The sequence below is a fragment of the Marinobacter alkalisoli genome (genome assembly GCF_045449795.1).
GTDB lineage: Bacteria > Pseudomonadota > Gammaproteobacteria > Pseudomonadales > Oleiphilaceae > Marinobacter.
In genome coordinates this window covers 22,855-46,508 of record NZ_JBJJLB010000044.1, presented here as the reverse complement: position 1 = coordinate 46,508, position 23,654 = coordinate 22,855, and the positions used below count along the sequence as shown (strand labels likewise).

General features: G+C 59.1%; 20 protein-coding genes. 12 read left to right on the top strand and 8 right to left on the bottom strand.

The window, feature by feature from the left end; all coding sequences use genetic code 11:
* Positions 1-4 precede the first annotated feature (4 nt).
* Together ACJO3M_RS19010 and ACJO3M_RS19005 are read right to left on the bottom strand one after the other, a co-directional pair.
* Positions 5-1,999, bottom strand: a complete 1,995-nt coding sequence (locus ACJO3M_RS19010; RefSeq protein ID WP_407002955.1) for an ATP-binding protein — start codon at positions 1,997-1,999, stop codon at positions 5-7.
* Complete coding sequence (locus ACJO3M_RS19005; RefSeq protein ID WP_407002954.1) at positions 1,996-3,807, bottom strand: sensor histidine kinase; 1,812 nt, start codon at positions 3,805-3,807, stop codon at positions 1,996-1,998. The genes ACJO3M_RS19010 and ACJO3M_RS19005 overlap by 4 nt, the downstream gene beginning before the upstream one ends.
* Positions 3,808-3,913: 106 nt before the next feature.
* Here ACJO3M_RS19005 and ACJO3M_RS19000 point away from each other — a divergent pair, with 106 nt between their 5' ends.
* From ACJO3M_RS19000 to ACJO3M_RS18975, 6 genes are all read left to right on the top strand, one after another.
* Positions 3,914-5,620, top strand: coding sequence for a diguanylate cyclase (locus ACJO3M_RS19000; RefSeq protein ID WP_407002953.1), 1,707 nt, complete (start codon positions 3,914-3,916; stop codon positions 5,618-5,620).
* Positions 5,621-5,636: 16 nt separating this feature from the next.
* Positions 5,637-6,782, top strand: coding sequence for a response regulator (locus ACJO3M_RS18995; RefSeq protein WP_407002952.1), 1,146 nt, complete (start codon positions 5,637-5,639; stop codon positions 6,780-6,782).
* Positions 6,775-7,173 (top strand): response regulator, encoded by a 399-nt coding sequence (locus ACJO3M_RS18990; protein WP_407002951.1) that lies wholly within the window; start codon positions 6,775-6,777, stop codon positions 7,171-7,173. Before ACJO3M_RS18995 ends, ACJO3M_RS18990 begins: the two co-directional genes overlap by 8 nt.
* A gap of 99 nt (positions 7,174-7,272) precedes the next feature.
* On the top strand, positions 7,273-7,593 hold the full coding sequence (locus ACJO3M_RS18985; protein ID WP_407002950.1) for a DUF2288 domain-containing protein: 321 nt from the start codon (positions 7,273-7,275) through the stop codon (positions 7,591-7,593).
* A gap of 18 nt (positions 7,594-7,611) precedes the next feature.
* The gene (locus ACJO3M_RS18980; RefSeq protein WP_407002949.1) at positions 7,612-7,983 is read left to right on the top strand and encodes a PA4575 family protein; all 372 of its coding nucleotides are present in this window, start codon (positions 7,612-7,614) and stop codon (positions 7,981-7,983) included.
* A 31-nt stretch (positions 7,984-8,014) separates the two neighbouring features.
* Positions 8,015-8,923 (top strand): LysO family transporter, encoded by a 909-nt coding sequence (locus ACJO3M_RS18975; RefSeq protein WP_407002948.1) that lies wholly within the window; start codon positions 8,015-8,017, stop codon positions 8,921-8,923.
* A gap of 22 nt (positions 8,924-8,945) precedes the next feature.
* On the opposite strand, the gene ACJO3M_RS18970 is transcribed toward ACJO3M_RS18975, so the two are convergent.
* Positions 8,946-9,755 (bottom strand): TatD family hydrolase, encoded by an 810-nt coding sequence (locus ACJO3M_RS18970; protein ID WP_407002947.1) that lies wholly within the window; start codon positions 9,753-9,755, stop codon positions 8,946-8,948.
* 161 nt (positions 9,756-9,916) lie between these two features.
* On the opposite strand from ACJO3M_RS18970, the gene ACJO3M_RS18965 reads away from it, so the two are divergent.
* Both ACJO3M_RS18965 and ACJO3M_RS18960 read left to right on the top strand, forming a co-directional pair.
* Positions 9,917-11,188: a D-amino acid dehydrogenase gene (locus ACJO3M_RS18965; RefSeq protein WP_407002946.1), complete on the top strand. Its 1,272-nt coding sequence runs from the start codon at positions 9,917-9,919 to the stop codon at positions 11,186-11,188.
* Entirely contained in the window at positions 11,185-12,468 is a 1,284-nt protein-coding gene (locus tag ACJO3M_RS18960) for a methyltransferase (RefSeq protein ID WP_407002945.1), read from the top strand. The genes ACJO3M_RS18965 and ACJO3M_RS18960 overlap by 4 nt, the downstream gene beginning before the upstream one ends.
* Here ACJO3M_RS18960 and ACJO3M_RS18955 read toward each other — a convergent pair.
* The 3 genes from ACJO3M_RS18955 to ACJO3M_RS18945 all read right to left on the bottom strand — a co-directional run bounded on the left by ACJO3M_RS18955 (position 12,425) and on the right by ACJO3M_RS18945 (position 16,594).
* Positions 12,425-12,904, bottom strand: coding sequence for a DUF4124 domain-containing protein (locus ACJO3M_RS18955; RefSeq protein WP_407002944.1), 480 nt, complete (start codon positions 12,902-12,904; stop codon positions 12,425-12,427). The two genes, ACJO3M_RS18960 and ACJO3M_RS18955, sit on opposite strands and share 44 nt — an antisense overlap.
* 70 nt (positions 12,905-12,974) lie before the next feature.
* Positions 12,975-14,168: an OmpA family protein gene (locus ACJO3M_RS18950; protein ID WP_407002943.1), complete on the bottom strand. Its 1,194-nt coding sequence runs from the start codon at positions 14,166-14,168 to the stop codon at positions 12,975-12,977.
* 152 nt (positions 14,169-14,320) lie between these two features.
* Entirely contained in the window at positions 14,321-16,594 is a 2,274-nt protein-coding gene (locus tag ACJO3M_RS18945; protein WP_407002942.1) for an ATP-dependent helicase, read from the bottom strand.
* A 116-nt stretch (positions 16,595-16,710) separates the two neighbouring features.
* Here ACJO3M_RS18945 and ACJO3M_RS18940 point away from each other — a divergent pair, with 116 nt between their 5' ends.
* The 3 genes from ACJO3M_RS18940 to ACJO3M_RS18930 all read left to right on the top strand — a co-directional run bounded on the left by ACJO3M_RS18940 (position 16,711) and on the right by ACJO3M_RS18930 (position 20,306).
* The gene (locus tag ACJO3M_RS18940) at positions 16,711-17,571 is read left to right on the top strand and encodes a patatin-like phospholipase family protein (RefSeq protein WP_407002941.1); all 861 of its coding nucleotides are present in this window, start codon (positions 16,711-16,713) and stop codon (positions 17,569-17,571) included.
* Entirely contained in the window at positions 17,562-19,721 is a 2,160-nt protein-coding gene (locus tag ACJO3M_RS18935; RefSeq protein ID WP_407002940.1) for a tRNA(Met) cytidine acetyltransferase TmcA, read from the top strand. The genes ACJO3M_RS18940 and ACJO3M_RS18935 overlap by 10 nt, the downstream gene beginning before the upstream one ends.
* Before the next feature lie 69 nt (positions 19,722-19,790).
* Positions 19,791-20,306, top strand: a complete 516-nt coding sequence (locus ACJO3M_RS18930) for an ankyrin repeat domain-containing protein (RefSeq protein WP_407002939.1) — start codon at positions 19,791-19,793, stop codon at positions 20,304-20,306.
* A gap of 26 nt (positions 20,307-20,332) precedes the next feature.
* Here ACJO3M_RS18930 and ACJO3M_RS18925 read toward each other — a convergent pair whose 3' ends face one another.
* Both ACJO3M_RS18925 and ACJO3M_RS18920 read right to left on the bottom strand, forming a co-directional pair.
* Positions 20,333-22,024 (bottom strand): SulP family inorganic anion transporter, encoded by a 1,692-nt coding sequence (locus ACJO3M_RS18925; RefSeq protein ID WP_407002938.1) that lies wholly within the window; start codon positions 22,022-22,024, stop codon positions 20,333-20,335.
* Positions 22,025-22,071: 47 nt separating this feature from the next.
* Entirely contained in the window at positions 22,072-23,175 is a 1,104-nt protein-coding gene (locus ACJO3M_RS18920) for an enoyl-CoA hydratase/isomerase family protein (RefSeq protein ID WP_407002937.1), read from the bottom strand.
* Between the two features lie 121 nt (positions 23,176-23,296).
* On the opposite strand from ACJO3M_RS18920, the gene ACJO3M_RS18915 reads away from it, so the two are divergent.
* On the top strand, positions 23,297-23,629 hold the full coding sequence (locus tag ACJO3M_RS18915; protein WP_407002936.1) for a c-type cytochrome: 333 nt from the start codon (positions 23,297-23,299) through the stop codon (positions 23,627-23,629).
* Positions 23,630-23,654: the final 25 nt, after the last annotated feature.

Below are 23,654 nucleotides of genomic sequence, written 5' to 3'. Positions count from 1 at the left end.
GTGGTCAGTCCAGGGGTAATTCGAGCCAGAACGTCGCGCCCTGTCCTTCGTTGGATTCAAAATCCACGTGGCCGCCCATTTGGGACATGATTTCCCTGGTAATCGCAAGTCCCAGTCCGGTGCCTCGTTTGCCCCGGGTGTCAGAGCTGTCGGCCTGGGCGAACTTCTGAAATATACGCGTTCGGAAATTGACCGGAACGCCAGGGCCATAATCAATGACCTGGATGCGAAGGTGATCCTGTTTGACCAGGGTTGATACTTGCACTTGTGATTTTTCCGGTGAGAACTTGATGGCGTTTGAGAGCAGGTTGCTCAGGGCCTGACCGAGACGATGGCGGTCAAAACAGACGATAAGATCCGGGTGGTTGTTTTTGTAAGTGACCGATATTGCCTGATCGACAGCGTATGTTTCCAGGCTTTCAATGCTTTCTTCTATCGCGGGTGAAATTGGCTGCCGTTCCAGATGCATGGTCATTTGTCCTGAAACGAGCTTTTCCATATCGAGCAAATCGTCAATCAGGTGTTTCAGTTGATTGCTGTTTCTGAAGGCAATCGTGATCATCCGATGAATAGCGTCGGGGAGCTCCCCGAGGGAGCCGCTGATAACCAGGCCGAGCGACCCGGCGAGGGAGGTTAATGGAGTGCGGAGCTCATGGCTGACGGTAGATATGAATTCATTTTTCATCCGCTCCACTCTCTTGCGTTCGGAGATGTCCTCAACAAGAGACCAGAGCAACGACTGTCCGGAAGTGCTCTTCATAAGGGCGCCTTGCATCCTGACGGGGTAGCAGGAGCCGTCTTTCCGAATCACCTCCTGTTCGAATGGGCCGTACCGCCCGAATTCCTTCAGATCCTGAATGGCCTGATCTCTTAATGGTTCGAATTCGCGCGGGGTATAATCCCAGTAATCAAGCGTGATGAATTCGTCCCGTGTATAACCGGTGTTTTCCAACAAAGCATGATTGGCATCAATCGGACGACCGGTGACATAGTCGCTCAATGCGATGCCAATGGGCGATAGCTTGAACAGGGCTCTGAGTTGCTGCTCGCTCTCCTCCAGCGCCAGTGTCACCCGTTTTTTGTCGTCAATATCGGCAATAAAGCCGTGCCAGATGGTGCTGCCATCGGGCAAACGCTCAGGGGTAGCGTGTCCTTCCACCCATTTCCAGTCATGATCCGGGCTTTTGACCCGGTATTGATGATTCCATATCTGGAGTGTTCTTTCGGAGTGACCGATGGATGCCAAAACGTGCGGTCGATCCTCCGGATGGAGGGTATTGAAGACTGTGTTGGCATCGGCTTTAGCGGCTAGCGGGCTGACATTGTAGATGTGCCGGATGCCTTCGCTGACATAGGGGAACGATGAATGCCCATTCGGAAAGGCACGGTATTGGTAAATCATGCCCGGCACGTTTTCGAGCAGCTTTCTGAGGGTGCTCTCGTGGGAATGTTGCTGGAGAAGACCGGCGATCCATCGGGCCATCAATACCACAAACATACGATCAGCCTCAGTGAAAGGGATCTTCCGGGGGCTGGCTGAGGAAAAATTGAGCGTACCAAACAGCCGGTTGTCCACTTCAATCGGGGCAGCGATGTAGCTTTCGAGTCCGAACTCTGTGTAGCAGCGGTGATGTCGAAACTCTGATTGGCCCATGTGGTCGATGGCCAGGTTGTCCCCCTGTCCCAGGAGCAGCGCGCAGTAGGTCTTTTCTACTGGAAGGGCGGTGCCGGACATCTGGCCGGATTCGGACGGGGCCTGAAACCAGCGGATGGTATAGATGTGACTTGTTATCTCGCTGACGATACCGACATCGAGCGACAGATGCTGTTTGCCCAGCTTCAGGGCCTTGTCAATTTTTTGGTCCAGGGTGCCGGAGGTTTCGACCGCTAACTCGTTGAGGATGGCAAGGGCGGTGTTCTGCCTTTCCAGACTTTGCATGACGTCCTTGGCATGCTTATGCGGCGAATCCGCTGGCGCTCCCTTTCCGGACTTGCTCATCCCGCCGTCTCCGTTTCTGGTTGTGTAGTGGCTGCTGTCTCGGGTGTTGGGAGTTCGATCCAGAAATGAGCTCCGTTTTGGTTGTAATAGCCAACGGTGCCGTTCATTAACGTTGCCAGCTCATAACAGATGGCGAGCCCGAGACCGGTTCCTTTCGCAGAACGTGCCGTTCCGGTTTCTGCTTGGGCAAAGCGTTTGAACACTTCCCCGGAAAAGGAGTCCGGTACCCCGGGGCCCTGGTCGCTGACGATAATTCTGATCCGCGAGGAAACGGTTCTCTCTGCCCATACGGACACTCTCCCGCCCTCGGGAGAAAACTTGATGGCATTGCTGATGTAGTTATCCAGGACCTGGCGCAGTCGATGGCTGTCGGCAAGACAGGTCAGGCCTTCTGTAAGATCGCATGTGAGAGTGACACCGTGGTCTGCTGCCATGGTAGCGTTGTCCGCAATGGCTTCTGCCACGATGGGAGCGAGCTCGCCCGCACAAATATCGGTTTTCATACTTCCTTCAGACAGCTTGTTCAGGTCCAGCAGGTCCGAAATCAGCAACTGCAGGCGTTCTCCGTTTCTGAGCGCAAGGTTGGCCATGGTTTGGGTTTTTTCTTGGAGCTGGCCTGTGGCCCCTGAAGCTATGAGGCGCAGGGCTCCGTTCATCGACGTCAGGGGGGTGCGTAATTCATGGCTGACCGACGACATAAAGTGGTCTTTCATGTGAGCCAGTGTTTCCCGCCCTCCCAGGAGCTGATTGAACGCCCTGGCAAGGTTCTTGACCTCTGAGGTTCCCACCTCCCTGAGCCGGAATGCGGAGTCCGGCTGTAATGACATTCGTTGAATACGGGCAGTCATTCGGTCCAGCGGCGACATGGTTGCCTTTGCCAGGGCATAACTGATAATCGCCATTACCAGGGCAATCAATAGGGTGATCATGGCAAAGCGAGAAAAGGATTCACGGGCGGGGACCGTTGCCCGGTCATAGGGAACGGCTCGCACAAACATCCAGCCCAGCCTTTGCAGATGATGGGTCGCATAGATGAGCAGCTCACCCCGAGAGTCCGTCACCTGACCAAATGTGATGCCGGATAAAGCAGCATCAATGAGCGCATCTTCTCCCGGAGCCGGTAACGGCAGGATGTCCTGCGAGCCGCTACCGGAATCCACTTGCAGGAAATTCTCGGCATCAATGATTCTCTGGGTCGCGCCCGCCGAAACATCGCTGTTGGATTTCTGTTCTGGCAGCAGGGTTGTCTGGGTGAGGTCGAGGGTGCCGCCGGCAAACCCTAGCAGTTGCCCTTGATCGGATAGAATGGGCGCCAGAAACGATAACAGCGGCTTGCCGGTAACCCTGCCGACAATTGGCTTGCTGACAAGCGGTTGACGTGTCGCAAATGCTTTCCTGAAGTGGGGGCGATCCTCGTAGCTGGTACCAATCCTGCCTGCGACATGGATGTTTTCAGCAATGGCGCGCCCCTTGTCATCGAACACCAGAAGGCTGGCGGGAAACAGTTCCCTCAGCGTTGATTGGCGATTGAGTGCGGCCTGTAGCTTCGCAGCAGGCGGTAGGGCATCCCCGTCTGGCAACTGGGAGGCAAACGCCGTCAGCGCATTGAGCCGAAGCTCAATTTTCTGGTCGACGCGTTCGGCCATGCGCCTGGTTTCCAGAATCTGTCGTTGGGTGAGGAGGTCTTCAAAGTCATTGACCAGTGCCTGATAGGCTATGCTGACAATGACAGCTACGGTAACCAGGCTGCTGCCCAGAATAATCAGGGCAACACGGCTGCCAAGAGAGAGGGAACCTGTGAATTTCAATGATGACCTCGCTGTGCTTGCCTTGACCGTGTTTCATGTCATCAAGACTAGCTGATATTACCGTAGAATATCAGGCATCTTTCAGCGCTTATTTCCGGGGTTTGTAATGGCGAAGGGTTCATCAGCCGATATTGCAGTCAAGCTCGAGAGCTTACGCCAGAGCTTTCGCGAAAAAGCCGTCAGGGATATGGATCAGCTTGATGAATTCCTCGCACGTATGGCCGACAGGAGCCTTGGTGCAGAGGAGCACCGCGCAGTCGTCAAGGCGATGTACCACCTGCTGCACCGGTTGTCCGGCTCAGCCGGGACATTCGGACTGGGGGCGCTGGGTTCAGAGGCACGACAACTGGAACAATCCCTGAAGCCTCTGATCGAGCCTGATCAAGGCACAGCACCGGGAACCGGCCCGACACCGAGCGTAGATGATGAACTGACGCCGGAGTTTTTCAGCCGTGCCCGTCAATTGCGAACGTTCCTGGAGCAGACGGAGAGCGCGTCATACGAGAGTGCCGATGACGTCCTCGCGGAACCCGTGGCGGCACGATCGGAAGCTGCTATCACGGTTTTTCTTTGCGACTTGCCTGAAGCTGTTGGTGTCTTCCTCGAACATACCCTTACAAACCACGGCTTCACGGTCGACAGGGTGGAAGTGTCGGACCTGTTGAATCTGAGCGGTGAGGTGTGTGCCGGAGCATTCGCAGTCATTACTCATGAAGCGTCAGTTGCCAGTATCTCCAGTGCCCTCCAGCTTCTGAAAAGACAATACGGCATCAGCTCCCCGCCACTGATCTGTACAGGAAGTCATAACGATTTTGATAGCCGATACGCCCTGGCGGAAATGGACGCTGATGCCCTGTTTTCGGAGCCTCTGGATGTGCCCTTGCTGGCGGAACGGATTGAGCGGCTGATCGATGAGCGAAGCAAGGCAGTGCCAGGCAAGGTGTTGATTCTGGACGATGACGAAGACCTGGCGAGACATTATCAGTTGGTATTGCAGGAGGCAGGATTTGAGGTGCATGCCATCAGCGATCCCGAGAAGGTACTCCTGGTGCTTGCTGACTTTCGTCCGGATATTATGCTCCTGGACGTTTGGATGGGGAATTACTCCGGAGTCACCATTGCGAAGCTGATTCGTTTTGAACCGGAATGGTTAAGCCTGCCGATTATCTACCTGTCCTCGGAAAAAGACAGGACTATCCAGCTCGAAGCGCTGGCTCAGGGCGGCGATGAATTCATGACCAAGCCTGTTTCAGATGATTACCTCGTCCGTGCTGTGCAGGTGCGGTGTTATCGGGCCAGGCAGCTCAATCAGTTGGTCATACGCGACAGTCTGACCGGTTTGTTGAAACATTCCGTCATCAAGCAGGAAATCGAGACGGAGCATGCCCGTTGTCTGCGTATGGGGCATGTCTCGACTGTGGCAATGATCGACCTGGATCATTTCAAACAGGTCAATGACCGGTATGGTCATCGCACCGGGGACCATGTCATAAAGGCGCTTGCGAACCTTCTCCGGCACCGTTTGCGGTCAACCGATTTAATCGGTCGATATGGCGGAGAGGAGTTTGTTGTGGTTTTGCCTGAGTGCACCGAGGGTACGGCAATCGATGTTCTCGGCAAGATCTGTAATGGGTTCTCGGAAATCCAGTTTGCCACCAGTGAAGGGGAGATCTCGGTGACGTTGAGCGCCGGGGTGGCGGAACTCAATGCATTCAAGACAGCGAATGATGCACTGAGTGCTGCTGATGAGGCGTTGTACTGGCGGAAAACGGCGGGCCGTGACGGAGTCACTGCCTGGCACCCGCAACCATGACACATGGCCGATACCTATGAAGATACTGATTCTGGAAGACGACAAGCCGTTGGCCGATCTACTGGAAACGATCGTCGCAGGCCTCTATCCGAGCGCCAACATTTTCGTTCTGGATAATGTCGGTGCCGCAACGGAGCAGTGGTTGAAGCAGGGCGCAGATCTGATCGTTCTTGACTGGAATCTGCCGGATGGTTCCGGGCTTGATCTGGTCAAGATAGTCCGGAAAGAGGACGACGATACGCCACTGGTCATGATCTCAAGCCGTTCTGACAGGGATTCCGTGGTGGCAGCGGCTCATTACGGAATCAACGGGTACATTACAAAACCCTTCAGTGTCGAGCTGGTCAGTCAGAGGTTGGCGGTACTGATCAGTCCGGAGACGATCGCCCGGGATTTCGAGCCCGATCTCGACCGGTTGCTGGAAGCCTCGGTCGATACAGTGATCCAGCTTCCTACATCAATTGATACCGCGTCCGTTCTCGATCTGATGGCCCGAAAACAGGAACTTTCACCAGTAGATCTGGTGGAGCTTTGGTCGGGGGAAGTGGCGCTGGTCACCCGTATCCTGGATGTCGCCAACAGTGCTTCTTTTCAGAAAAGCGGCGAGCCTGTTGGCAATATTCGCAGTGCAATCGGAACCATTGGCGTGGATATGGCGTTACAACATGCGCTGGCACTGTCGCTGGACGTGTCCGGCCACCTCAAGGACAAACGGCTCTCGACCAAGGCGGAAGGCTTCCTTGATATGGTTGAAAACGTGGCGAGGGAAGCTCGTCAGCTGGCCGGCGACATGCGCCTGGATCAGTCTGAGTTCCACAGCGCCGCGTTGCTGAGTCGTATTGGTGAACTGGCCGTTTTGAAGGTCATGCAGCAATTTGTCGACGGCGGTGGAACGCTCACTGACGAACAGCTTGAAAACGGGCTAAAGGCATGGGCGCAGGCCTACGGCAACCGGTTAAAAGTGCAGTGGCGTCTGCCAATTCAGTTGCGCAATCTGGTGGGTTCCGTCCACCTGCTAACCAGGGACACAACCAGTGAATCGGCACTGGTTATGCGTACTGCAGCTCTGAGGGCGCGGGGCGAGCAAAGCTCCCCTGAGTGCCAGCGATTGTTGCGAAGGCTGGGACTGGATCACGATGACAAGGGGCGGGGGAATGAGTAAGCGCAAGGCAGTACTACAGAAGATTCTGTATGTTGAAGATGAAGAGGATATTCGTGCGGTTGCGGAACTGGCCCTGGAGTCCGTGGGTGGCTTTACTCTCAGGAGCTGTGGCTCGGGGCAGCAGGCCCTTCGTGAAGGGCCTGAGTTCGCTCCCGACCTCATTCTGCTGGACGTCATGATGCCCGGAATGGACGGCCCGTCAACATTGGAGGCCCTGATGGAGATCCCGGCCCTGGCGGATACACCCGTTATTTTCATGACGGCAAAAGTTCAGAGCGATGAAGTGGCCTACTACAAGAAACTGGGCGCGATAGATGTTATTCCCAAGCCGTTCGATCCCATGAGTCTTGCAGCCCAGATACGCGGTATCTGGGCGAGAACGGTTGATTGATGTATCGGCAGGTTCTGACTCGGAGGAGCTGTCTGAAGAGGCAAATTCCGGTAAGCTGATAGTGTCTTTCGTCAATCTGGCACTTTCTGGAGATGCACCATGCCTGCCGATATTTCCCGGGATGAACTACTTACCAAACTGAACCTGGAAACCTCCCTGATAAACTGGCATGACCTGCAGACCTATTATGCCCGTGGGCATGTGGTGCGTGTTGCACCCGACCTGGATTTGCTGGATGTTGCTGCGGAGCTTGCCGCCGACAATAAGGCGCGTTTTGAACAATGGATGAAAGACGACCGGATCGGCGATGTGCCGCCGGACATGGCCCGTGCCTGGTATGACCGCAACGCCGAGCTGTGGGCGGTGGTTGTCGCGCCCTGGGTACTGGTGCAGGATCAGCCCAACCATGCGCTCCACTGACCGGAGCGGGTGGACACGGTGAAGCTTCACTACTTTCATGGTCGCGGGCCCCTGCGCGCCCTGGTGATGGTCCGTGACGGGCGGCGGGTAGAGCTGTTCGTCAAGCCAGTGGGTGAGGATATCTGGGCACTGGTTGCCCTGAGTGGCGCCCAGTCCGGCCAGCCGGAAAAACACCGTTGCCAGGGACCCTATCGCAGTATCGGTCAGGCCGAAGCTGTATTACGGGCGGTGGCCGGGGCGTTGCTGGAAAGCGATTATCAACCACGGCCGGGAGACCATGTGGTGTGGTCGGTTCCGGCCCAGCGTCTGGCCCGCACTATTCGCACAGACAGGACGGCCAGTGACGGCAACTGCCTGTTTGATCCCGATCAGTACGAACCTATCGGCTGAATCTCTCCATTTCTTCTTTTTCGAGGACGTCATGCTAACCGGCGCATTGCTGATTCTTGCCCCTTTGTTTCTGGGGTTTGCCCTGGCCCTGGAAAACCGCCGGTTAATGACCGCGATTCACTATACCGTGGAAGGTCTGGTGTATTTCATCCTTGCGCTGTTGGGGCTGGGACTGGGGCAGATGGAGGGGCTTGCCCAGCAACTGGGCAACATGGCCGTTCAGGTGGCCGCTCTGGTGGTCGTGCTGTTGCTGGCAAACATGGCAGGGCTGTGGCTCTTCCATCGCTGGCAACCGATGGAAGTGGAGACAGACGGGGATGCGCCCCGACCGGGCTATCGGCGCCTGTTCCTGGCCGGTCTGAAGCCCCTGGCTGCCGTGGCCGTGGGTGTGCTGGCCGGGTATTATTTGTTGCCTGACCTGCCGATGGCAGAAGACCTGGCGACCTGGTCGCTGATGTTGCTGCTGTTTCTGATCGGGCTTCAGTTACGCAATGCCGGCTTGTCGTTGCGCAAGTTGCTGATGAACCGACAGGGGCTGGGTATCGCCCTTGCCATGGCGGGCAGCTCTTTGTTGGCGGGGTTGGCACTGGCACCCTGGATGGATCTGGCCTGGCATGAGTCCCTGGCGCTGGCTTCCGGCTTTGGCTGGTATTCGCTGTCGGGCATTGTGGTGGGCGATGCCCTGGGCCCGGCCTGGGGCGGGGTGGCTTTCCTCAACGATGTGATCCGCGAAATCATCGCCCTGGCCATCATTCCACTGCTGATTGTCAGGCGACCGGCCATGGCGATTGGCTACGGTGGCGCCACCGCCATGGATTTCACCCTTCCGGTCATACGCAGCAGCGGCGGGCTGACCTGCGTGCCGGTGGCCATCGCCTCCGGCTTCGTGCTGTCCTTCCTGTCTCCGGTACTGATGGGAGTGTTCCTCTCCCTGGGCTGATATAGGGAGGGGCGCACGGTCATCAATGCCCGGGGAAGAACGTCCTCAGACTGTTTTGATAGGTGTGGGCCAGTACCTCCGAAAGCGGCAAATCCTTCACTTCGGCGATTTTCTCCGCCACAAACGGGATATAAAACGGTGCGTTCTCCCGTCCGCGATAGGGCACCGGTGTCAGGAACGGCGCGTCGGTTTCCAGCAGGATCTGCTCAATGGGCGCCATACGTACGATGTCCCGCACATTTTCCGCCTTGTTGAAGGTGGTAATGCCGTTGAATCCCAGGCACCAGCCCTGATCCAGGGCGTACTGGGCAAGCCCCGGCCCCGAGGTGAAGCTGTGAATGACGCCGCGACGAGTCAGGGTGTCCTCGAATTCGCCCAGGATGGCAATGGTGTCTTCGTCCGCTTCCCGGCTATGGATGACTACCGGCCTGTCCGTATCACAGGCGATCTGGAGCTGACGGCGGAACACCTGCCGCTGAACCTCCCGGTCGGCGTTGTCATAGAAGTAATCCAGTCCGATTTCGCCGACCGCAACGATCTTCTCGTCCCCGGCGTGGGCCCGGATTTCGGCTTCCGCCGCATCGGAGTAGCTTTCTGCATCATGTGGGTGAATGCCCTGTGTGCCATAGACCCAGGGGGCAATCTGACTGAGCTCACGGACCCGGGCAAGGTTGTCCGGTGACACTGCAATGGTGATCACTTTCTCAATGTTGACCCGCTGCGCCTGCTCCAGGGTTTCCTCCAGGGGGCGGTCCTTGAGGTAATCCAGGTGGCAGTGGGTCTCAATGATCGGATGATCAAATACGGGAATCTCGCGACGTTTCTTACTCATTGCCAGCTACTACACTCCATCGCAACCAGGAATTTGGCTGCTATTCTGAAAGTTTGGTCAGGCAAGTTTAACAGCTTGTACGATTGTTGACCTGTATAGCATTGATAGGAAACTGCAGGGCGCCCTGGAACAGGGCTCCAAGTTAACGAAACGGAGAGCGCATGCATATTGTCGTCGTTGGTGGCGGTGTGGTGGGTATGACCACGGCTTATGAGCTGAATCGCAGGGGCCACCAGGTCACGGTGCTGGAGCGCCACGGAGTAGCGGGAAACGAAACCAGCAAGGGCAATGCAGCCCAGCGCTCCTACGGCGTGGTCTACCCCTGGGCCGATCCGGCCATGGTGTTCAAGGCGCTGCCCTGGCTGTTCAAGCAGGATGGCCCCCTGAAATTGCGGGTGCCGCCCTCTGTGGAAACACTCAAGTTCATGTTTGCGACCCTGCGTTATGCCTGGTCCCCGGGTCTGTTCGGCCTGAACCGGCGTGCGATGTTACGGCTGGGCATGCACAGCCGGGAGCGATTTCTGACCCTTGAAAAAGAGCTGGATCTGGCGTTCGATGGCGCCCACCAGGGCTTGCTCCATCTGGCCAGCACGCCGGAAGCACTGGAAGGCTACCGCGCCACGCACGAACTGCTGAATGAGTTGGGCATCCCCTCCCGTCTGCTGACACCGGAGGAAGTCCGGGAAGTCGAGCCGGGCATGGTGGGCGACGGTCCACTATACGGCGCACTGCGCTACGACACCGATGGCACCGGCGACTGCCACCTGTTCTCCCGGGAACTGGCGAAAGCCTGTGAGGAAAACGGCGTGACGATCCGCTACAACATTGAGGCGGAAGAGTTGATTGCCGGCGATAACAAAGTCAGGGCCGTCACCCTGCGAAGAGCCGGCGGCTTGCTGGAGACCCTCGAAGCTGATGCATTCGTGATCAGTGCCGGCTGCTGGTCAAACCACCTGGTGAAACCCTTGGGGCTCGACCTGCCGATATACCCGGTCAAGGGGTATAGCCTGACCGTACCTTTGAAAGATCCGGCCCGCGCTCCGGTCTCTACCATCCATGATGATAACTTCAAGGTTGTCTCCACCCGCCTTGGCAACCGCCTGCGAGCCACCGGATTCGTGGAACTGGCCGACTTCAACCGCGACATCCCCGAGGCAAGGCTGGCGACGATCCGCAAATCCGTGGAATCCAGATTCCCGGACTGCGCCGATCTCGACGCCGCCGAGAGCTGGACCGGCTTCCGCCCCATGACTCCGGACGGCCCAGCCATTATCGGTCGGGGTCCCAGAGAGAACCTGTACCTCAACACCGGCCACGGCACCTTCGGCTGGACCCTGTCGGCTGGCAGCGCGGATGTGATTGCTCAGGTGATCGACGGAAAGGAGCCAGCGGTTTGTCTGGACGCTTTCAGGCCCGGACGATTCAGGGAATGATTCGACAAGCCAGTGCCTTGTCGGCAAATTTACACGACCCGGCAGAAAGTGTTTACAGCCGGTGGCAGCGACTCAACCAGTGGTTGTCAGCGCACCAGATACTGTGGCGACCGACGCCGTATACGGATCCCCGACCGGCCTGGACGGTACAACACCGTGACCTTGCCTGTGACATCGAAGGACTCAGTGACAGTGCCTGTGAAGCCTTCGACGACTCCCCCGAACAGCTGGCGGAGCGGCTGGCGAGGTTTTTGCCATCCCTCGGTGAAAGACAATCGCTGGTGGCACTGCCCGCCATGGCGGATCAGCAGGCAACCGTTGCGGCGAGCACGCTGCCGGAAACCCGCGCCACCGATATGCCGGGTCGCAAGCGCCTGCAGGCCGGCGCATTCGCTGCCGCAGTCTCACCGCTGACAGAGTCCGTCGTGGACTGGTGTTGCGGCAAGGGGCATCTGGCCCGCACACTTGCGGCGCAGTGTCCCACACCGATTACAGGGTGGGAGTGGGATGATGCACTGGTGGCCGATGGTAATCGCCTGGCCCGCCACTTCAATGACGACGTTACCCTGCACCGGCAGGATGTCATGGCCCCGGATCTCACCCTGTCTGAGGGGGCTCACGGCGTGGCGCTTCACGCCTGTGGGGACCTGCATCGCAGGCTGATTCGCAAGGTTTGCGAGGGCGGCGCGGCCCGGGTGAGTTTCTCGCCTTGTTGCTATCACCTGACCGCCACGGCGGACTACCGGCCGCTGGCGGAGCGGGTCAACGGCTGCAAGGATACTTTGGCGCTGAGCCGCAGTGAATTGAGGCTGGCGGTTAGGGAAACGGTCACGGCGCCGGCCCGGGTAAGGGCGGAAAGATCGCGTATCAGAAGCTGGCGCCTGGGCTTTGATGGCTTGCAGCGCGCCCTGCGCGGGATCGATGATTACCTGTCTGTGCCTTCCCATCCGGCGTGGCTGGCGGGTGAGGATTTCGAGGCATTCTGTCGCTGGGCTGCGGAAAAGAAAGGGCTGGTATTGCCGGCAGGGATCGACTTTCACTATTGGCAGACCTTCGGCGAGCAGCGATTCTCTCAGGTTCGTCGCCATGAACTGGTGCGCCACCTGTTCCGCCGGCCACTGGAACTCTGGATGGTGCTGGATTACGCGCTGTTTCTGGAAGAGCAGGGATACCAGGTCAGGCTGGGTACCTTTTGTGACCGTGCGCTGACGCCCCGCAATATTCTGGTCGATGCCGTCAGGGCTTGCGGTAGTCCACCCGTTCCACACAGCCGTCCTTGAAGTACACGTAGGTCAACTCGTACAGCGCCCCGTAGTATTTGGTGTGGTACACCCAGGTTTCCTGGGGTGTCGGATAGGTTTCGGGCGGGCGTCCAAAGGCCCTCAGGACATGGTCTTTAGTCATCCCTTTCACCACCTGATTGCGGGTCAGATAGGTGCGCAGATCGGTCGAGTTGATGAAACGGCAGGTGCCTTCACTCTCCTGGCGGGCTGACTGTCTCTCCTCCTCGTCGGTTTCCGTTGGGGCCGATGCTTCTGGCAGGTTATCGCCAAAACTGCCGCCAATGCGATTGTCCCGAATGGTGACGGTTTCGGAGTTCTCTCCGCAGGGCTGATCCGAGAAGCTGGTGCCGGTGTCGGTCTTGCAGCGGTAAACCTGCGCCTGTGCGGCGATCGGCAAGGCCATCAACACCAGCAGTGACATCAGACGGATCATCACATTCCCCTGACACAGACAGAAAAGGCGCCCGAAGGCGCCTTCACGTAGAGGATAGCTTACTGGTTAATCAGCGGCTAACCTGGATACGGGCCTCAACCCGACGGTTCTGGGCGCGGCCTGCCGGCGTATCGTTGCTGGCAATCGGCTCTGCCTCACCGTACCCGGTGGCACTGACGCGGTCTTCATCCACACCCAGTGACTGGGTCAGACGATCGGCAACCGCCTCGGCACGACGCTGGGACAGGTCGCGGTTGTAGGCTGCATCACCAGTGCTGTCGGAGTGACCGGCAATTTCCACGGACGTTTCCGGATGCTCGGCCATGAAATCGGCGACCTTGCGGATTTCCGAATCGTAGGTGTTGTCGATCACCGAGCTGTTGTTGGGGAACTGAACGCGAAGCTCAATGGTTTCCACGGTTTCAGTCACGCCTTCGCAACCGGTTGAATCAACCTCGGCGCCGGCTGTGGTGCCCGGGCACTGGTCTTTACTGTCAACCACGCCATCGTTGTCGCTGTCCAGTTCGCAGCCCTTGCTGTTGACGCTGGCACCGGCCGGAGTGTTCGGGCATTCGTCGCGGCTGTCCGCAACACCGTCGTTGTCACCGTCCAGTTCGCATCCGGCGCTGTCCACAGAGGCCCCTGCAGGGGTACCCGGGCACTGGTCGCGATTATCCGCTACGCCATCGTTATCGGCATCAGCAGGCTTCGGCTCCGACGTGGTGCGGTGGAAAGCCAGGCTCAGGCCCAGGGATACCTGGGTATCGAATGTACTTTCATCGATGCCGTGGAATTCGCGCAGGTCACCGCGAATGGATACCAGATCGCTGACGTTATAACGAACGCCTGCACCCACGTTGACGCGGGTCTCGTCGTGGTCGGAACCGGCGGTTTGCACTGCGAGCACGTCATCACCGAAATCGGCGTGGCCGGCACCCAGAGAAACATATGGGTTCCAGGCTTCGTCCTGACCGGCAAAGTAGTAGGTGCCGTCGAGACGGATTTCGTCGAAGTCGGAAGAGCCGGGGCGGTATTTACGATCGGCATCGGCACGGGAGTAAACCGCTTCGACCGCCCAGTTCGGAAGGAACCGGTACTCTACACCGACACCAAAGGTGCCGGTCTCACTCAGGTCGCGCTTGTCATCAAACAGCTGGTAAGCGGCGAACGGGTTGAGATAGAGAGATTGCTGATCGTCGGCCAGAGCCGGAGTTGCAAGGGATGCAGCCAGAGTGGCCACGGCAAGTGGGCGCATGATGTTCATGCAGAACCTCCTGTTCAGTTATCGTTAACAGCGACTTGTGAGAGTTGCTTCAAGTTTCCTGACGTTGAATTTACGTGACAGGTTTCAAAAAAACAAAAAAAGTTACACGACCGTCATTGTACGCATGGCCTGCCACAAACGGATCTGGCTGATCAGGCCACGACGGTGAAGTACAGATGCGCGCTTTTTTTGCTGAAGTTCAGGGTTTCGCCGGAATCGAAGCGTACTTCAAACGCGCTGTCGTCTTCCGAGATAACCGCCCCCTCACCGAATATGGCGTGGCTCAGCCGCTCCCGGGCCCACAGTGGTGCACCACTGGCTTTGGGATCCTGCTGCGTCCCTTCGAGTGTCACCGCTTCGCGGTCCGCATAACGATTGGCAACCGGCGTCAGCGGTGAGCTCGCCCGGAAGGCATCGGTGTCGTCGTCAGACCTCTGGTCAAGCCAGGCGCCAAACTCCGCGGACAACGGGAAGCACAGTTCGTTGATGAACCGGCTGGGGCCCAGGTCGCCATCCAGGTGAGGTTGGGTGCTGGCCGGACGGGTGATCAGGTGCAGTTGTTCCCGTGTCCGGGTCATGGCTACGTACAGCAGTCTGCGTTCGCTCTCCATAAAGGCGCGGGGATCATCTTCGGCCCGGGGACTGTAGGGCAGGTATTTTTCCTGGAGTCCGGGGAGGATGACGATGGGCCACTCCAACCCCTTGGTGCGATGGATGGTGGATAGCAGTACCCCGTGGCTGGTGGTCTCGCTGGCCTGTTTTTTCAGGGCCTTGAGGTGTTGCAGGGCGCCGCTGGCATCCACGTCGAGACCTTTCAGGTAGTCGCGGAAGCCGTGGATGGTATCGATACGCTCATCCGCAGCTTCGTGGGTCAGTGCCAGGCTGCGGATGCCCTCGTACAGATCCGTGTGTTCGGCGTAGACCGCAATTGCATTGGACACCGGTCCTCGGTAGCCCAGCAGACGGGCCAGCACCTCGCCCAGTTTACGCAGTTTTTTTGCCGCCATGGGTGCCAGTGCATCGAAGTCCAGCGCCAGCAGCCGTTCGTGCCAGCCGGTGCCGAAACCGGACAGGAAGCTGGCGAGCTGCTCCAGTTCCGGCTCCTTCAGACCAACATGGGGAAAGCGCAGGAGTTGCCGCGCCACGGTCAGGCGATCCTCCGGCGGCAGTTTTTCCAGCTTTCCGGCAATAACCGTCAGCAGTGCGCCGACCGCCTGAATTTCACGGCTGAACAGGGCGCCCTTGCCAGCGTCGATACGGTAAGGGATCTGTCGGGCCAACAGTTTCAGCTCAATGGGTACGCTCTGGCTCCAGACCCGGAACAGAATGGCGGTGTCTGCCCGTTGCTCGGCAGCCTGCTGCTGGAGGATCTCCAACACGGTGTCGCTGTCACTGCCGGACTCGTGCAGGGCGATACCGGTGTCCGGCGTGGAGGGGTGGGAGTGGCAGAGCACGTCCTTGCGACCGGTATTGTGGCAGATCAGGTGGTTGGCCAGCAGGGCCACCTGATGACCGTAACGGAAGCTGTAGCTCAGGGTCTGTTCCAGCGGGCTTTCGAATTCGTCGCTGAAGCGTTTGAGGATGAACTCCGGTTTGGCGCCGCGAAATTCGTAGATGGTCTGGTCCGGGTCCCCGACCACGGTGACGCGGGCCCGTTCGCCGGCGACGTAACGCAGCAGCAGGTGCTGGATTTCGTTGGTGTCCTGGTATTCGTCCACCAGGATCAGGTCCATCTTGTTGCCCACCAGGCGTTGCAACGGCGGGTTCTGGTGAATCGCCATCACCGGTTCATACAGCATGTCAGCGTAACTGATGCGACTCTGGCCTTTGCGCCACTGCTCAAAGCTGTGGAACAGGTCGATCAGGTAGCGATGCTTGTCGGAATACCCCAGTTCCTCGAAGACCACGTCCACCGGTGACAGGGTGGTTTTCACCAGATCGATGAAACTGGTGGCGGTTTCCACAAAGTCTTTCTTGTTGCGGCGGATGTCATCGGCCAGGTCCTCCGGTGCCAGTCGCCGGGTCAGTTGCCAGGCCTGATAGCTGATTTCCTGCTCACTCAGGATCTTGTCGGAGAACCCCGGCAGATAGCCCTCCCGCACGAACCGCTTGTACAGTCGCAGGCCCATGGCGTGGTAGGTGCGGATTTCCGGCGTCGCCAGGCCCTGATGCCGGGTGACTTCCTGCAGCTTGTGCTCGAAATCCGCCCGCGCGCTGCGGTTGAACATCAGCACCAGCATGCGGTCGGGATCGTGGCCCTGTTCCAGCAGGTAGCGAATGCGCCAGGCCAGGGTGGAGGTCTTGCCGCTGCCGGCCACGGCGGTAATCACCGAATGCTCATAGCCTGCAGTGATGATGGCGCGCTGCTCGTCGGTGAGGAAGTCCGGCAAGCGGGTAGTTTCGGGTATGTCGGGTCGGGTTGGCATGGTGCGTATTGTACCGGCCTTTTCCTGTTCTGATAGCGTAAAGGCGGACGTTATCACGGTCATTTCTGATAAAATGCATCGCTATGATGACATCCGACCTACCTGCCACACATGCCATGAGTGAAACCGAAACATCGCCGGCTCTGGTGGTCGAAGGTGGCGCCATGCGGGGTATCTTCGCTGCCGGTGTCCTTGACGCCTTCCTCGAGCATGAATTTCAGCCCTTTGCACGGGCATATGGCGTTTCTGCGGGCTCCACCAACCTGATCAGCTACCTGTCGGGTGATCACGGCCGCAGCCGGAAAGTTATTACGGGCCATGCCTGCCAGCGCGAATTCATTGACTGGGCGCGGTTTATCCGCGGTGGGCATTTGTGCGACGTACACTGGCTGTGGCACCAGTCCTTTTCAGACGTGCCGCTGAACCTTCGGAAATATCTGGAGGGGGACACCGAGCTGTGGGTGACGACGACCTCGATCCGCACGGGCGAAGCCTGTTATTTCCGGATTGATGAACACAACCTGCACGATGTGTTCACCGCCTCCTGCTCGATACCCATTGCCTTTCGTGATTACCCAACCGTCAATGGCGAACCCATGACCGATGGCGGTCTGGCGGATTCCATTCCGGTCATCAAGGCCTACGAGGATGGTGCCAGGGACATTACCGTGGTGCTGTCCCGGCCCCTTGGCTACCGCAAGAAACCGTCCAGGTTCCCGTCTGTTTCCCAGCGGATTTTCCGTGATTATCCGGCACTGGCGGAAGCCTCACTCCATCGTGCGGAGCGATACAACGCCACCCTGACCTTCATTCTCAACCCGCCCGAAGATTGTCGTATTAGGGTGATTGCACCCCCTGAAGACTTCCCCGTGGGCCGACTGACCCGAAAGCAGGCGTACCTGGATACCGGTTACCGGCAGGGGCATGAGGCGGGCCTGAGTTATCTGGAGTCCGCTAAGCAGAGGTTGTGTCATTGAATCAGACATCAGAACCCGTGGATGGAGCTGCCTGGCTGCGTCTTCGCAAGCAGTTGATGGCGGCCGGCCACCGTCGCCTGGTATTGATTGAGGGCGACCGTCAGGCCGCCGTGGCCTGGTTGCGGGCCCTGTTTGACCGGTGGCCGGAAGGTGACGCTCTGGCTGGTGTCTGGAGCGGCCCTGCCGACGAGTCCCCCTGTAGCGAGTTGTGTGCTATCCGCCCGGTTGAAGGCCGGCAATGGCTCGGGCGGGAGCTGGATTTAGTGGTGTGGGATGGCTGGCACGGCAATCCGCCGGACAGTCTCGCCGCGCTGGCGGGCACCCTGAAAGCGGGTGGCTTGCTGTTCTGGTTGATGCCACCCCTGGCTCAATGGGCCGGTTTTGACGATCCGGATTATCGCCGTACCGGACTGGATGGCGCGGATGATCACCCTTTTGCAGCCCGGATGTCCGAGCTTCTGGCGAGCTCACCCGATGTCATCCGCGTAAATCCGCAGCAGGGTGGAGTAGTTGATTTACCGGCGGTGCCGGTGCCGCAAACCCCGTTTGAAATCATGGAATCCGGGGATCAACGACGCCTCGTTGATAATCTGGTGCAGACCGGGCAGGGGCGCCGGCGGCGCCCGCTGGTGATTACCGCGGATCGGGGGCGGGGCAAGTCTGCCGCGCTGGGCATGGCGGCCATCAAGTTATTGGAACAGGGGCGGCGTCAGGTGATGGTGACGGCGCCAACGGAGGAATCCGTGGCAACCCTGTTCCGCCATGCCCGCCTGGCTGCGGGTGATTCCGGTTATACGGACACCCCGGAAGGGGATGTTGTTCTCGCCAATGGTGGTCGGCTCAGTTACCTGACACCGGATCAATTGCTGGACGGGAAGCCAGACGCGGAACTGGTGATGGTCGACGAAGCCGCCGCCATTCCCGCCAACCGCCTGGCGCGGATACTGCTGGGCTGGCCTCGTGTGGTGTTTGCGTCGACCGTTCACGGCTATGAAGGGGCCGGCCGGGGCTTTGCCATCCGCTTCCGAAAGGTGCTCGACACACAAACGCCCCAGTGGCGGAAGACCACCCTCAAAACCCCGATACGCTGGTCCGGTTCCGACCCCCTGGAACCGTTGATTGCCAGACTTTTCCTGCTGGACGCGGATGCCCCGGCCGAGGTGCCGGAGTCCGGGGAGGTCAGCATTGAGCGCTGGTCACCGGCCCACGCCAGCGAGCAGGATCTGGCGGAAGCCTTTGGCCTGCTGATCAATGCCCACTATCGGACCACACCCGCTGATTTGCGCCAGTGGGTGGATGATCCGGACGCTATCAGCTGGCGACTGACGATCAACGGCCAGCTGGCGGGAGTGCTGTGGGCCGCCCGTGAGGGTGGCTTGTCTCCGGAACTGGCCGGACAGGTGATGCGCGGCAGCCGTCGTCTGCGGGGGCACCTGTTGCCGCAGTCCCTGGCCAATCACAGTGGCTTTGCGGAAGCGGCGTCCCGCTCCTGGTTGCGTGTGGTGCGGATCGCGGTGAGCGAACAGTGCCGGTTTCGTGGCCTTGGCAAGCAACTGGTGGCCAGTGCCGCCGAGTATGCCGGGGCTGCCGGTTACGATGGTCTGGGCACCAGTTTCGGGGGCAGTGAGGCATTGATCCGTTTCTGGCAACGAGCCGGACTGACCCTTGTCCGCGCCGGCATGAAGCGCGAAGCCAGCAGCGGAGAGTATCCGGTCCAGATGCTGGTTGGCACCTCGGATGGCGCCCGGGCGTTGGTATCAAAGCTCAACGACCGGCTGTCGGAACACTGGCCGACGCTGGTTCCCCTGAATTGGCGGGATATGGAGCCGGGGGTGTTGCGGCTGATGACGGCCGAGCTGGCGACCAGCGCCGCATTGAGTGAGGACGATGTTCGGGACCTCCATAGCTTTGCCGACGGCTACCGTGGCTTTGAACTGACGGTTCCGGTTTTGCGGAAAGTCAGTCTGACGCAGGGTTTTTCCAGCATTCTGGCCGTGAGTGACGATGCGGATCTGTGGTGTCGTCGGGTGATTCAGGGCTGGTCCTGGCCCGAACTCCAGCACGCCGGTTTGTGTCGTGGACAGAAGGACGGTGAGACCCGGTTACGCCAATTGACGGGCAAACTCCTGCAACAGTCACGGAACTTGTGACCGGCTCGATTTAATTGCCCGCCAGAGCTGCCCAGAATACGGGCAATAATATCCGACAGAGACCCTATCATGGCCAAGGAAGCTGGCGCCGTTCATCCCGTATTCATTCTATCCCTTGTTTTCAGCCTGTTTGCTGCCGGCTGTGCCTCCGATCCCGAGACGGGCATCAGCCCGGAGGTCAGGGCAGCGATGGCAACGGATGACGGCGGTGAGACGCCGCTGATGGTCGCTGCACAGAACGGCAACCGTCGGCTGGTTGAGTTATTCCTGTCCGCCGGAGCCAAAGTGAATGCCACGGATGCGGACGGCTCCACGGCGGTGATCCGGGCTGCCAGAAATGGCCATCTGTCGGTGGTCAGGGTGCTGCTGGCGGCCGGCGCCAATGTCAACGTCAGCCAGGGCGGCCGCTCCTTGCTGATGCACGTGGTCGACAGTGGCGACATGCTCACGGCGGAAATGTTGCTGGCGGCAGGGGCTGACGTGAACTACCGGTCCGGGGATGGCATGACTGCCCTGGATGTGGCCCGGGAAAATGGCAACCGTGACCTGGAAATGCTGTTGATCCAGGCGGGTGCAACGTTATAGATCGGCCATACTCGGGTTCACCGGGCTCAGGTCAGTGAGTCAATGGCCTTCTCATCAGTGGCATAGATATGTTCTTCCCTGATCAGTTGTGAGAGCCCTGACCGTGAAAGCGCTTCCCGGACGGCAAGTTTGGGGCCGGACAGGCAAAGCGTGATGCCTCTTGAGTCAAGGAAAGACCAGATATCTCGTAGCGTGTCGAGCCCCGTGGAATCCACCTGGTTCAGTGACGATGCCGAGATCAGCAGCACTCGAATGTCCGGATCGGCGTCTACTTTTTTGCGGATGTAGCGCTCGAGCATCGGGGCGGTCAGATAGGTCAGTGATGCGTCCATGCGCACGCCCAGCACCCCTTCGGCAATCGGCGGAAGCTCGTAGAGTTTTCGGTCGCGAAATCCGCCGCTCTCATGGACACCCAGTTCAATGATGCGGGGAATGGCGTGGTGGTGGAGGAAGGCCAGCAGGGAGGCGCCCATTCCCGCCAGGATTCCCCAATACAGATTGGGTACGGTCGCCAGGGTCACGATCAGTGTGACCAGCGCAACAAAGCCGTCCTTGGGGTTGTCCCGGCAGAGTCGGGTCAGTGACCGGATATCGATCAGTTGGGTGACCGGCACGATAATGATGGCGGCCAGGACCGCCGTGGGCAGGTGATACAACAGCTCCGTCAGTCCGAACAGGGAAATCAGCACGATCAGCGATGCCAGGAGGGTTGCCCTGGCGGTTTTGGCGCCGCTGTAGGCGTTCAGTGCGGTGCGTGAAAAGGAGCCGCTGACCGGAAAGGCGCCGCTGAAGCCACTGGCTATTTTTGCCAGGCCCTGGCCGATGAGCTCCTGATTGCGGTTCCAGGATTCGCCTGTTATCCGGGACATGGTACGGCAACTCGACATCGCCTCGGTAAAGCTGATCAGGGCGATAATGGCAGCTGGCAGCAACAGAGCCAGATGCTGATCCAGTGAAAGGGTGAAAGGCAGTGTCAGCGCCGGCAGGCCACTGTCGATGGAGCCGACGATGGCGCCACCCAGTCCGTCAAACCCTGCCAGCAGGCTCGCTGCGACCCCAATCAGGCACACGATCATCACACCGGGCAGCCGTGAAGAAAACCGTTTGAGTGCAACCAGGGCCAGCACAGTACCCACGCCGAAACCGGCGGTCACCGCCAGGCGCACAGGTTCATCCCGCCACGCTTGGGTGATGTGTGACAACCAGTGGCCATCAGCGCCGGAGGCAAAGCCCAATAGCGCCGGCAACTGGGAAATAATAATGATAACCGCGGCGGCATTGACGAAACCCTGGACGACCGCGTTTGATACCAGATTGGCGAGAATGCCCATCCGGAAGGCGCCCATGAAAAACTGCATCAGACCGGAATAGACGGCGAGCCATATCGCCATGGCGATCCACTCTGGCGAGCCTGCGGCGGCCAATGGTTGCAGGGCGGCGAAGGTCAGCAGGCTTGTCAGTGCAACCGGCCCTACCGCGAGCAGAGAGGACGATCCGAACAGCGCTCCGACAATGCCGGGCAGCAAGGCAGCGTAGAGGCCGGTGACCGGAGGCATGCCGGCGAGCTGGGCATAGGCCAGTGCCTGGGGCACCAATACCAGGCCAACGGTTATGCCCGCAATGGCATCTGCTCTTATCTGGCCTTTGGTGGGCGCGGGCCATGCCAGGAACGGGAAGAGTCTGAGCAACAGGCCGCCAAGAGGCGTCTTTGGATTCATTACGTCTCCATTCAGAGAATGACCGCACGAAGGTGGCTGGTTGGCGATTATCCCAACGTCATCGGATCGGTCTCGTCATCCCACTCCGGGTGGAAGTGTGCGTCGATCACTTCCTCCGGCACCTCCTGAAGCGTGTTGAATGACCATCTGGGGTTGTGGTCCTTGTCCACCATCCGTGCCCGTATGCCCTCCGCCAGATCCGGGCGACGGGTGCATTCGGCGGCCATCGCCAGTTCCATCCGGAAGACGTCCTTGAGCGGCATCTGTTGCGCGCGTTTGAGCTGGTGCCACACCAGCCACATAGACACCGGGCATCCGGTTCTCAGGTTGTGGACAGCGCTTTCCCACCAGTCGCTGTTGATGTCCGCCGAGATCAGGCGGTCGACAATGGCGGCCAGGTCGTCACCCGCACCCAGTCTGGCGATGGCCTGTTCATGGTTCGCCAGTTCGCCGGAGCCGAGGGACCGGTAATCCACACCATCCAACTGGTTAAGCAAGCGGAACAGCCGGTTGTCGTCCGCTGCCGACTCCCCGGTCCAGCGTTCGTTCTGCAAGCGCTCCAGCAGGGACGTTTGCTCTTCCGGACGAACCACCATGTCCGCCAGGCCGACCCGTATGGCATCGGAGGCGTTCAGCCGGCATCCGGTCAGCCCCATGAACAGCCCCAGTCGCCCGGGCAGACGATTGAGGAACCAGCTGGCGCCCACATCGGGGAACAGACCAATGGCTATTTCCGGCATGGCCATGGTGACGTCCGGAGTGATCAGCCGGTAACGGCAGCCGCTCAGAAGGCCCAGGCCTCCGCCCATAATCACCCCATGGCCGATGCCGATCACCGGTTTCGGGAAGCGATGAAGGGTATAGTCCAGCCGGTATTCACGGGCGAAGAAGTCCGCAGTGGGAACGGACTCATCGGTGCTGGTCATGGCGTCGTATAACTGGCGGATGTCACCGCCTGCGCAAAAAGCCCGGCTCCCCGCGCCCTGCAAGGCTACCAGTGCAATCCGGTCATCGTCGGCCCAACGGTCAAGAGTGGTCTGGGCGGCATCGATCATGTCTCCGGAAAGCGCGTTCAGGGTGGCGGGTGAATCCAGGGTGATCAGGCCGATGCGGCCTTCCAGGCATTCGAGTTCTTGGGCCTTTATGGGCATTTTCAGGTCTCCGCATTGCCTTGACATAACGCATTTGAGGTTTGAAGGCTCTGTGCTATAAGTTCACGCAGTTTGATGTTCTTCGGACGCCGTATATAAAAACGATGAGAGGGTAAAATTAATGAGCTTGAAACACTATACCATTGCCGGTTTGTTTGTACTTGGCGCCATGGCTCCGGCCCTGGTTGCCGCTGCCGATGCGGAAGCGGGCAAGGCCAAGGCTGCTGTCTGTGCCGCGTGTCACGGGAAAAACGGTATTGCTGCCATTCCGGGGTATCCGAACCTGGCGGGTCAGAACGAGCAGTACCTGGTGTCAGCCCTCAAAGCCTATAAAAACAAGCAGCGTTCCGGTGGTCAGGCAGCCATCATGCAGGGCCAGGCGATGAGCCTGAGCGATGAGGACATCGCCAATCTGGCGGCTTATTACGCCAGCTTGCCCGCAGGTGGCCAGTAATCACGGGCAATACCTTCGGGGGCTC

Excerpts from the sequence above, each read along its gene's own strand:
- ACJO3M_RS19010 (WP_407002955.1), bottom strand. The coding sequence starts at position 1,999 with ATGAGCAAGTCCGGAAAGGGAGCGCCAGCGGATTCGCCGCATAAGCAT.
- ACJO3M_RS19000 (WP_407002953.1), top strand. The coding sequence starts at position 3,914 with ATGGCGAAGGGTTCATCAGCCGATATTGCAGTCAAGCTCGAGAGCTTA.
- ACJO3M_RS18995 (WP_407002952.1), top strand. The coding sequence starts at position 5,637 with ATGAAGATACTGATTCTGGAAGACGACAAGCCGTTGGCCGATCTACTG.
- ACJO3M_RS18990 (WP_407002951.1), top strand. The coding sequence starts at position 6,775 with ATGAGTAAGCGCAAGGCAGTACTACAGAAGATTCTGTATGTTGAAGAT.
- ACJO3M_RS18985 (WP_407002950.1), top strand. The coding sequence starts at position 7,273 with ATGCCTGCCGATATTTCCCGGGATGAACTACTTACCAAACTGAACCTG.
- ACJO3M_RS18975 (WP_407002948.1), top strand. The coding sequence starts at position 8,015 with ATGCTAACCGGCGCATTGCTGATTCTTGCCCCTTTGTTTCTGGGGTTT.
- ACJO3M_RS18970 (WP_407002947.1), bottom strand. The coding sequence starts at position 9,755 with ATGAGTAAGAAACGTCGCGAGATTCCCGTATTTGATCATCCGATCATT.
- ACJO3M_RS18965 (WP_407002946.1), top strand. The coding sequence starts at position 9,917 with ATGCATATTGTCGTCGTTGGTGGCGGTGTGGTGGGTATGACCACGGCT.
- ACJO3M_RS18960 (WP_407002945.1), top strand. The coding sequence starts at position 11,185 with ATGATTCGACAAGCCAGTGCCTTGTCGGCAAATTTACACGACCCGGCA.
- ACJO3M_RS18955 (WP_407002944.1), bottom strand. The coding sequence starts at position 12,904 with ATGATCCGTCTGATGTCACTGCTGGTGTTGATGGCCTTGCCGATCGCC.
- ACJO3M_RS18950 (WP_407002943.1), bottom strand. The coding sequence starts at position 14,168 with ATGAACATCATGCGCCCACTTGCCGTGGCCACTCTGGCTGCATCCCTT.
- ACJO3M_RS18945 (WP_407002942.1), bottom strand. The coding sequence starts at position 16,594 with ATGCCAACCCGACCCGACATACCCGAAACTACCCGCTTGCCGGACTTC.
- ACJO3M_RS18940 (WP_407002941.1), top strand. The coding sequence starts at position 16,711 with ATGAGTGAAACCGAAACATCGCCGGCTCTGGTGGTCGAAGGTGGCGCC.
- ACJO3M_RS18930 (WP_407002939.1), top strand. The coding sequence starts at position 19,791 with ATGGCCAAGGAAGCTGGCGCCGTTCATCCCGTATTCATTCTATCCCTT.
- ACJO3M_RS18925 (WP_407002938.1), bottom strand. The coding sequence starts at position 22,024 with ATGAATCCAAAGACGCCTCTTGGCGGCCTGTTGCTCAGACTCTTCCCG.
- ACJO3M_RS18920 (WP_407002937.1), bottom strand. The coding sequence starts at position 23,175 with ATGCCCATAAAGGCCCAAGAACTCGAATGCCTGGAAGGCCGCATCGGC.
- ACJO3M_RS18915 (WP_407002936.1), top strand. The coding sequence starts at position 23,297 with ATGAGCTTGAAACACTATACCATTGCCGGTTTGTTTGTACTTGGCGCC.